Origin of the sequence: Phyllobacterium sp. (genome assembly GCF_037994405.1) — a bacterium.
Lineage (GTDB): Bacteria > Pseudomonadota > Alphaproteobacteria > Rhizobiales > Rhizobiaceae > Phyllobacterium.
Map to the genome: position 1 here is coordinate 1 of NZ_JBBNAN010000191.1, position 9,656 is coordinate 9,656.

Here is a 9,656-nt window from a genome sequence, read left to right on the forward strand (position 1 = left end):
TCACGACCCTCCGCTTGCGGCCCAATTGCCTAACGGCTCACACGGCAGGCGTATTACCGCCACCGAGCGTCGGTAAAATGTCTTCGTAGATGGCCTGTATTTCAGCGGCCTCGTCGTCGGTAAGACCGGCGAACTCGCGCTCGCGGGCGTACTTGGAAAGCGTGCCGTTATCGCAATCTCATGAAAATCGATAATATTCAGCGCAAAATGACAACAATCCACGAGATTTCATGAATCTCGATACCTCCGCCCGTCATGCCAGTGAGAAGCTGTAAGCGAATTACGCATTGATTATGGGCCGGGATAAAAGGCTCTGTGTTGTTCGACGGCTTTGTCGCAAACCCTTCCGTAAGGGAACACAATCTATGTATCTCCGGTGAAACTTCAGAGATGTCAGATGTTCAAAGGGCGTCATTTTGACCGGTCGATCATCTGCAGCCACTATGCCGTATGCACCACTTGGCCTTACGGAGTACGTAGTCGCTATCATTCACCGTCTAAGGGATGGATCGGCGGAGCTGATTTTGCTATTCTGAGTCGGCTCGGGTGACCCCGTGGCGAAGCACAGGTGTGAGGTTGCAACCCTGTCGCGCAGCCAATGTTTGTCGCACCTCATTGGCGGCACCCGGGCACCTTGGCGGTGGTTGCTGCTTCCAGGCTGCGATTAAGCGATGGTAGACTTCTATGCGCGGTGATCGAATGTGAGTTTGAACCTGGCATGGTCCATGTTCTTGCGATGGGCAAAGACCTTGGATCCGAACCATCCCGGAGACCCTTTATGGCACACTGATTAAAGTGCCTTGACTTATGTCCCCATGTGAATTTGCGACGGAACGCTCCATATAGCTGTCGCTTTTCTCCTTCTCTCGATCGACCTAGTCCGCAATCTGGCGAAAGAATGGTTCGAAACGCTGGCAATCGCTCTGTTAAGGCCCGCCTGATCTATCAGGTCCCTTCTGCTTTATTATGATCTCGCGATGCGGATAGGGGATGCTTATTCCGTTTTTCTTTAATATGTCCCACAGCGCCAGCAGCACTTTGCCACGCACGTTGGTTAGACCTTGTTGAGGGTCGCGAATCCAGAAGCGCAGGACGAAATCGAGCGAGGATTCTCCAAACTCCGTGAGCCAACAGACTGGCCGCCGATCCGCTTCGACCCGGCGGACGCTCATGGCGGCCTCTACCGCCAGCTGGCTAACCTTATGTGGGTCGGCGTCATAAGACACGCCGAAATTCACGTCGAGCCGCACAAGATTATCGCTGAACGACCAATTGATGACCCTTTGGGTGATGAAGTCTTCGTTCGGGATTAGGTATTCGCGGCCGTCGCGCGTCACCACTGAGACAAACCGCGCCCGCAATTCGCGTATCCAACCGAAGGTGCCTTCGAGCGAAATGGTGTCGCCCGGCTTGATTGACTTGTCGAGAAGGATAATCACGCCAGAGACGAAATTTGAAACGACCTTTTGCATCCCGAAGCCCAGACCGACGCCTACAGCGCCGGAAAATACAGTCAAAGCCGTCAGGTCGACACCGACGGAAGAAAGAGCGATAGCACCAGCCACCAACACAAGGCCGATCTTTGCGATCTTACCCACGAGGACGCGGATCGATGGTGTCAGCTCTTCGGAATTCCGGACGCGCTCATCGATATAATTCCCGACGACTACCGCAAGCCAAACGGTCGCAATTAGCAGTAGCGCCGCTTTCAGCACCATGAGGGCCGAAAGGCGAACCGCGCCCAAAGGTATGGCAAGGCTGTCCAGAAAAGCCGCAGCGTCGTCATTGATGCCGAGGATGACAAGGGCCGCATAGATCCAGGTAAGCCAGCCGAGAATGCGTCCGACGAGGCGGTTGCGGATGATGCGCGACAGCACTGACGTGAACAGCCACGCGAGGGATAGTGAGAGCGCGATAGAGATGAAATGAGTCCGGCTTGGCCAAGTGATGCTGCGCATAAGAGTGAGCGCGACAAGCAGGTAGACCGTGAAAAGGATCCAGTCGGTGCGGCGCAACAAGGCAACGACGACCCTCAATAGTCCAGGATGCCCCTTGATCTGGCGTGCCCGGTTCTCCGCCAGTGGTTCGATGCGCTGCGCCGCGAGTTTTGCCGCGAGGAAGAGCGCGAGGATGATGGCGGTCTGATAGAAAAACCACGGCGTGGCGGCGTAATCGAACCACCCGCTGGCCCAGGTCAGCGATTCATCGATGGCGTTGCGAAAATCCATTCCCACACGACCGTTTTGGACTGGCTAGCGAACAGCAACTCACCATCCACAATGACGTCGGCCTTGTGAATGGTCAAGCCGACCATCAAGACCCCTTCAAGAGTGGCTGTCGGTTGGCACTTAAACGCAAGAATGCGCCGGGCAATGTAGGCTGTGGGCTTTGACATCATGTGGCACGGTCACCCCCCGTGCTCTAATCGCATCAAAGCATCTCCACTGAAGCTGCGAATGTGTAGCCGACACGCTGTTCCGTCCTGATCAGTTTCGGCTCGCGTGGATTGGCCCGAAGCTTGCCGCGCGGTCGCAGAATCTACACGTCGATGCTGCCGACGATGACTTCCTCGTCATGCACACGACTGGCGTTGAAGAATTGTTCGCGCTTGAGAACCAGAAGGCGAAACTGCACGAACGCTGTCAGCAGATTGAACGCCGTGTGGTCAAAGGTACCGCCGCACCCGCGGACGAGATCGTTTATAAAGGGGCGTCAATTTCGAACAAAGCGTTCGCTAGATAGTTGCGGCAAATAAGCTGTTGCGGCCTTCATATCACACTGCCTACCTTTATCCGCCCGAGGTGCTATAGCCTTCTCAACGAAATTCGTGGAGCGGGGAACGATCCTGCTTGGCCGGGACTTGGTGAGAAACGGGAGACCCCATGGCAACACAGCAATTTTTGGCTTTCACGGTAATCGGTTTGATGATGGCCGCATTCGTGTGGGGACGAATCCGCTACGATATTGTGGCGATGTGTTCGCTGCTCATGGCCATTGCTCTCGGGGTCGTTCCATTTCAGGCCGCCTTCAGCGGGTTCAGCGACGAGATCGTCATCATCGTCGGCAGTGCACTTGTTGTCAGTGCCGGGGTGGCGCGTTCCGGTCTTGTGGAGGCGGCGGTGCAGCGCTTCGTGCCACAATTGTCGTCGGTGAGGGCCCAGCTTGCCGTGCTTGTGATCGTTGTGACGGTATTGTCGGCTTTCGTGAAAAATATCGGCGCGCTGGCGATCATGATTCCCGTTGCCTTTCAGTTTGCCCGGCGATCGAATGTGTCGGCGTCTGTGTTCCTCATGCCCATGGCATTCGGCGCCCTCATTGGCGGACTAATGACGCAGGTTGGCACCTCGCCGAACATCGTGGTTTCGCGCGTGCGCGCGGAAATGGTCGGTCAGAGCTTCTCCATGTTCGATTTCACCCCTGTCGGTGCAACACTTGCCGTTACAGGGATCGTCTATCTGGTGTTGTTCTACAGGCTGGTTCCGGAAAGGACACGCGAAACGGTATCGGTCGACGAAGCAATAGAGATTCGCAATTATGTCTCCGAGGCAGCGGTAGCGAAGGGTTCGGGTGCGGTCGGCAAGACAGTGACGGATCTGGTGAAGCCAGCGGAGGGCGGGGCGATGGTGACGTCAATTGTTCGCGCCGATCACCGCGTTACGCCGCTTCCCGATTCCGTATTGGCCGAAGGCGACGTGCTGGTACTTGAGGGCAATCCGCATGCGCTCGACGCCATCATCACAGCTGGAAAGCTGAAACTGTCAAGTAACCGATCGCCCTTGGACAGGGAACGATCGGCCGAGATCGAGGCCATCGAAGCGGTCATCGGCGAACATTCGCCATTGATCGATATGTCAGCACAGCGCCTCGCCATGTTCGATCGCTACAACGTCAATTTGCTTGCCGTTAGCCGCCATGGTGAACGGATCAAGGAGCGCTTGGGCCAGATCACGTTCCGGTTCGGCGATGTCATCGTGCTGCAAGGTCAAAGCAGTGGATTGCCGACGCTGCTGCGCGAGTTCGGTTGCCTGCCTCTGGCCAAGCGTACGATCATGCTGGGCAGCGTCAGGCGGGGACTTATCCCACTATTGATTTTGTTTGCGGCCATCGGAGCGACCGCGCTTGGTCTGCTACCCGTCTCCATTGCCTTTTTTGCCGGTGCGGTGGCGATGGTCCTGTTTCGCGCCATTCCGCTCGGCGAGGTCTATACGGCAATCGATGGCCCGATACTGATCATGCTTGCCACGCTCATACCTGTCAGTGACGCTCTGAGGACCACGGGCGGCACCGAGCTGATTGCGCAGTGGCTGACTCATTTTGCGTATCAATTGCCACCCTTTGGCGCATTAACGCTCATCCTTGTGGCGGCAATGGCGGTCACGCCATTCCTGAACAATGCCGCGACGGTGCTGGTGATGGCACCGATTGCCACGAGTTTTGCCAGCACGCTCGGCTTCCGGCCGGAAGCCTTTCTGATGGCCGTCGCCATCGGCGCCGGCTGCGATTTCCTGACGCCCATCGGACATCAATGCAATACATTGGTCATGGGACCGGGCGGCTACCGGTTCAGTGATTATCCTCGGTTGGGCTTGCCGTTATCGGTGATCATTGTGCTGACCGCGGTGCCGGCATTGATGCTCTTCTGGCCGCTTACATAAGGCGGATGTGGACGTCCCAATCGTCCGCGAAGATGGGCCCGATCAGGTCGTCCAGCCGGCCCGTTCGTAGAACGTGCGGACTAGGAGGCCGATGGAGGTCTCACTGACATCCGGGTAAGCAATGCTTGGGTTAGTCAGTGGATTGTCGGTCGTGTGCTTATGTGTCCCGCAGCGCCGTTGGAGAGAGGGATTTGCCGTAGCGATCAAGGAGAGCGGCAATCTCCTTCAAAATGCTTGGCAACGGCTTCGTCCTCCCGACCAAGAGTTGCATGTCGTTACGCTCGAAGAGGGCAAGGCAGAGCTCACTTGAATCGTGGCGCGATTGATACGCGATCCCGTCCGGTTGCTCTGGATGGTCCCAAAGGGCATCAGACCATAGTCCGCATGGCTCATAGGGCCCTGTCGAAATTGCGTTGTCGGTTCCTAAGGTTTGCAAACCCGATCCGTAGAGCCTGACAACTCGCAGCGCGCGGTTGCAGGTGAGTTCTGTTGCCGCTCGCTCGGTGATGTCGGCCGCGGCAACCATCAGCCTCTGCGGATTGCGCAACAACGTCTCCACCAGTGCGCCGGCACGTCTTAGCCCCACATAGAGGACGCCGAAACGGCTTCCAGCACTGTCGAACCGATAGATCGGCTGGGCGCTGGCGCCCGGTCCAAAAAAGATCGGAGCAAGCGCTTGCCGATAGATGCGATGCAGCACCTGCCCAGCCGGTATGACGTCGAGCGGCAGGGCGGTGGCTTGAAGCCAAGACGGGGGAGGCGGGGCAGCACCAGTCGGTCCACGACCGCTGGTCGGCGATGCTGTCACGCAAAACCGTCCATCTGATTGGCACGGACAAGGCGCAGCACCGCATTACGGTCGCCGTCTCGCAGTGCCTGCAGGGGAGTCCGCCCTCCAAGCACGGTGTCTGGAGCCAGCAGGAAATCGAGCGTGGCCCAAGGCCCTACTGACACGAGGCCGCGCACGACCTCGGGGAGGCCGGCGATGACCTCGCCCTCGTCGAACTGACCGGCCGGATAACGCCAGTCACTTCCCTCGCGAACCGCGAGCACGGTGTTGGCGCGACGCCTTTTGTCAACTGCCTGCCGGGTGATGCCGAGCGTGTCGCCAGCCCCCTCGGCAGACAAGGCGCCCCCCGCAAGCTCCAGGAGCCTCCTGCGATGCTCGACATTCCTCGCCAGCGCTGGCACCATCGGGTCGAGCTCAGTCACGGCCGACCCCACGACGCCTGCACGGCTCAAAAGCTCAGCGATCGTTCCCGCATCGGTCGGCGCGGCGAGTGCTTCTGTCAGGAGCTTGGTCGGTACCTTACTCGAGATCCTTTCGAGCGCCGACATGGCACGCCTCAAAAACACTGCCTGAACGGAATCGGGTGCTGCATGAACGTCAAGCGTAAAGGTGGAAACGTGTTCACGGGCCATGGTGGCCTCCATTGGTTGTCGTGGTAATTATGTAGGTAGCCAAGCGACAAAGTCAACCAAAATGATTGCGCTGGTTTTTGAACGCAAGCTCTCGAATCGCTCCTCGAGCGCATTCAACAGAAGTGACTAGCGCGGAAGTGCCGCGATAGACGATGTGGCGCGGGTAACGATTTGAACGTGCCCAATCCCGCGCAGAACTCAATGGACTTATTCGGCGGCGCGGGTCAGCCCCAGTGCAACATCAGCGTATAGTTTTCCCGCATGAAGTCGATGAAATTGTCGCGGAACTGCCGCGTATGCGCATGAGCCAGTTCATCTGCGCGCTCAACGTCCTTCGCTTTGATGGCTTCAAGCATCAACTGGTGCTCATCGGTCAAAAGGTACCCATCGTGGGTTCGTTCAAGATACTCAAAATGCAGATGCAGCATCCTCTGGCCCTGATTGAGCAGGCGCTCATAGAAGCTCGCAAAATAGGGATTTCTGCCCGCCGCGGCGATCGCCATGTGAAATTGCTTGTTGGCCTCTGACATTACAAGGTGATTGCCGGATTTCACCGCTGCCTCAAATTCCTTCAAGCGGCGGGCGATGATTTTAAGATCGGCATCGGTCCGGAGTTCTGCCGCCAGCCGTGTATTCATGCGTTGGGCCACATCGAGTGCTTCAACATATTTCGGGAAGATGGCGACCTCTATAGGCGCAACGATCGTGCTTCTATTGGCAAGCGTTATGACCAGGTCATCAATCCCGCAACCGAGGAGATTATTCACCGCGCCCCGGCCGGGACAGCCGAAGACGTCGACATCGCCGTCAAGGCAGCCCGCAGAGCCTTCGATATTGATGGTTGGCCCCAGAAAACCGGCAGCCAGCGTGCCGACTATCTTCGTGCTATCGCTGAAGGCATTCGAACCCGCCAACAGGAACTCGCACATCTTGAAGTACTCGACAACGGCAAGCCCTTTCCGGAAGCCGCGTGGGACGTCGCCGACGCAGCCGGTTGCTTCGACTTCTATGCGGGCCTTGCAGAACAGCTCGACAACAATCCGCAAGAGCCGATCGCCCTGTCCGATTCCCGGTTCACCTCCAAAGCGGTCAAGGAACCGATCGGCGTCGCCGGTGCAATCATACCTTGGAACTATCCGCTATTGATGGCAGCTTGGAAGGTGGCCCCGGCACTTGCTGCGGGCTGCACCATCGTGCTCAAACCAGCGGAACTGACGTCACTGACAGCGCTCGAACTCGGCGCGATCGCCGATGAGGCAAAGTTGCCACCGGGCGTACTCAACATCGTCACCGGTTCCGGTTCTGTTGTCGGTCAGGCGTTGATCGATCATCAGAGCGTCGACAAGCTCGCATTCACCGGTTCGGGCCCTGTCGGTTCCAAGATCATGGCGGCAGCTTCGAGAGACATAAAGCGCATCAGCCTTGAGCTTGGCGGCAAGTCCCCTTTCGTGGTCTTCGAAGATGCCGACATAGAGCAGGCGGTAGAATGGATCATGTTCGGTATTTTCTGGAACCAGGGTCAGGTCTGCTCTGCGACGTCGAGGGTACTCGTCCAGGAGGGGATTTACGATCGCCTTCTTCATCGCTTGATCGAAGAGACAAAACGCATCACCATCGGCAACGGCCTTGACGAGGGAATCCTTCTTGGCCCACTGGTCTCTAAGCGCCAGCACGAGCAGGTGATAGCAGCCATCGAAGCGGCGAAGATGGCAGGTGCGACCGTTGCCTGCGGAGGGCGACGTCCTGAGGGTTTCGAGAAGGGCTACTATCTCGAGCCGACCGTGTTGACCGGCGTGCCCCTCGACAGCGACGCCTGGCGCGAGGAGATCTTCGGCCCGGTTGTCTGCATCCGACCCTTCTCCGACGAGAACGAGGCTATCGAACTTGCGAACGACTCTCGCTTCGGTCTCGCCGCTGCAGTCATGTCAAAGGACGAGGTCCGAGCCGAACGCGTCGCCGCAGCTTTCCGCGCGGGGATTGTTTGGATCAACTGCTCGCAGCCCACCTTCACTGAGGCACCGTGGGGCGGTTACAAGCAATCGGGCATCGGTCGCGAGCTCGGACGATGGGGCCTCGACAACTATTTTGAGACCAAACAGATCACCCGGTTTACGAGCAACGAGCCTTGGGGCTGGTACATCAAATAAGTGGAGGATCGGATGAACTGGAACAGATCGATCAAACTTCTCCAGGTCCATTGCCAAGGTGAGATCGGTAAGGTGATCATGGATGGTGCTCCGGAGATCCCAGGCGCTACAATCCTCGAAAAGATGAACCATATCAATGAAGTCGACGACAGTCTTCGGCGCTTTGTCACATTCGAACCGCGTGCCAACGTTGCGATGTCGGTAAACCTCTTGCTTCCACCCACCAGGCAAGGCGCTGACGCGGGATTTATCGTTCTGCAAGCTGATAGGGCTCATCCCATGTCCGGCAGCAATTGCATCTGCGTGGTCACCGCGCTTTTGGAGAGCGGCCGCCTGCCGATCACCGAGCCTGATACGGTGGTTCGTCTGGATACCCCCGCAGGGCTGATCGTTGCGCGGGCTCGCTGCTCAAATGGCAGGTGCGTGTCGGTAAGTCTCGACAATGTGCCATGCTTCGTCGAAGTGCTCGACCAAACTATCGAGACGCCGCGCTGGGGTACGATAAAAACCGATATTGCTTTTGGAGGCGTCTATTACGCGATTGTCGACGTCGAGCAGATCCACCTCGATATCGTGCCACACAATGCACGTGAACTCGCCGAGGCGGGAATCGAGTTGAAATCCCTTCTCGCACAACAGGTCTCGGTGCAGCATCCCGAGATCAGCACAATCAATGAAATTGCTTATGTCATGTTCCGTGGGCGCGAAGCGGATGGTGCTGTGCGCACATGCACGACATTGAAGCCCGGCCGGGTCGATCGATCCCCTTGCGGGACGGGGAGTTCGGCAAACCTCGCGGTGTTATATGCCCGTGGCGAACTCGCGGTCGGGGATAGCCGAAAATCACGGTCGATCATCGGCGGTGAGTTTCTGGTTGAAGCGATCGGGAAAACCACAGTTGGCGGTCGCCCGGCAGTTCTGCCACGTATTACTGGACAAGCCTGGATCTATGGTGCTGAGGAACAGTGTGTCGATGAAAGCGATCCCTTCCCATCAGGCTTCGCCCTTTCCGATACATGGGGTCCTCAGGTCGATCAGCTTGGGTGACGGAGAACGGCGATGAAAGAACTTGCGGGGCAAACGATACTCGTGACCGGTGCATCCGGGGGGATAGGCGCGGCCATCGTTGAGCAGTTGGCCAGCGAAAGTGCGAAAGTGGTTATCCAGTACGGGCGCGACGAGGACGCTGCACGCCGCCTTCACGATCGGATCAATGGAGCAGGGTGGATACTCCAGGCGGATCTGAGCGATCCGTCCGGATCGACGGATTTATGGAAACGCGCAACTTTGGTCGCCGGGCGCATTCATAGCCTCGTCAACAATGCCGGGATACGCACGGAAATTTCGATAGATGCCGATCTGGATCAATGGCAGGCAGCATGGAAGCGCGAGTTTCAGGTGGATTTCTTGCAGCTGTCGATCTGTGCCGAGC

The 9,656-nt window shown here is 57.6% G+C and carries 7 protein-coding genes and 1 pseudogene; 4 read left to right on the plus strand and 4 right to left on the minus strand.

Annotated features, from left to right (window positions below):
* Positions 1–926 precede the first annotated feature (926 nt).
* Positions 927–2,228, minus strand: coding sequence for a mechanosensitive ion channel domain-containing protein (locus AAAC48_RS10785; protein ID WP_340654169.1), 1,302 nt, complete (start codon positions 2,226–2,228; stop codon positions 927–929).
* A 654-nt stretch (positions 2,229–2,882) separates the two neighbouring features.
* Between AAAC48_RS10785 and AAAC48_RS10790 the strand changes: the two genes are divergently transcribed.
* Positions 2,883–4,655, plus strand: a complete 1,773-nt coding sequence (locus tag AAAC48_RS10790; protein WP_340654170.1) for an SLC13 family permease — start codon at positions 2,883–2,885, stop codon at positions 4,653–4,655.
* A gap of 157 nt (positions 4,656–4,812) precedes the next feature.
* On the opposite strand, the gene AAAC48_RS10795 is transcribed toward AAAC48_RS10790, so the two are convergent.
* The 3 genes and pseudogenes from AAAC48_RS10795 to AAAC48_RS10805 form a co-directional block, all read right to left on the minus strand.
* The gene (locus AAAC48_RS10795) at positions 4,813–5,385 is read right to left on the minus strand and encodes an RES family NAD+ phosphorylase (RefSeq protein ID WP_340654174.1); all 573 of its coding nucleotides are present in this window, start codon (positions 5,383–5,385) and stop codon (positions 4,813–4,815) included.
* 74 nt (positions 5,386–5,459) lie between these two features.
* Positions 5,460–6,077: a DNA-binding protein gene (locus tag AAAC48_RS10800; RefSeq protein ID WP_340654171.1), complete on the minus strand. Its 618-nt coding sequence runs from the start codon at positions 6,075–6,077 to the stop codon at positions 5,460–5,462.
* A gap of 207 nt (positions 6,078–6,284) precedes the next feature.
* Positions 6,285–6,817 (minus strand): annotated as a pseudogene (locus tag AAAC48_RS10805) (GntR family transcriptional regulator); the annotation flags it as partial.
* Here AAAC48_RS10805 and AAAC48_RS10810 point away from each other — a divergent pair.
* The 3 genes from AAAC48_RS10810 to AAAC48_RS10820 all read left to right on the plus strand — a co-directional run.
* Positions 6,791–8,224, plus strand: a complete 1,434-nt coding sequence (locus AAAC48_RS10810; RefSeq protein WP_340654175.1) for an aldehyde dehydrogenase family protein — start codon at positions 6,791–6,793, stop codon at positions 8,222–8,224. The pseudogene AAAC48_RS10805 and the gene AAAC48_RS10810 overlap by 27 nt on opposite strands.
* Before the next feature lie 12 nt (positions 8,225–8,236).
* Entirely contained in the window at positions 8,237–9,271 is a 1,035-nt protein-coding gene (locus AAAC48_RS10815; RefSeq protein WP_340654172.1) for a proline racemase family protein, read from the plus strand.
* A 12-nt stretch (positions 9,272–9,283) separates the two neighbouring features.
* Positions 9,284–9,656, plus strand: a 373-nt coding sequence (locus AAAC48_RS10820) for an SDR family NAD(P)-dependent oxidoreductase (protein WP_340654173.1), incomplete at its 3' end; no start/stop codon positions are given.

Excerpts from the sequence above, each read along its gene's own strand:
- AAAC48_RS10785 (WP_340654169.1), bottom strand. The coding sequence starts at position 2,228 with ATGGATTTTCGCAACGCCATCGATGAATCGCTGACCTGGGCCAGCGGG.
- AAAC48_RS10790 (WP_340654170.1), top strand. The coding sequence starts at position 2,883 with ATGGCAACACAGCAATTTTTGGCTTTCACGGTAATCGGTTTGATGATG.
- AAAC48_RS10800 (WP_340654171.1), bottom strand. The coding sequence starts at position 6,077 with ATGGCCCGTGAACACGTTTCCACCTTTACGCTTGACGTTCATGCAGCA.
- AAAC48_RS10815 (WP_340654172.1), top strand. The coding sequence starts at position 8,237 with ATGAACTGGAACAGATCGATCAAACTTCTCCAGGTCCATTGCCAAGGT.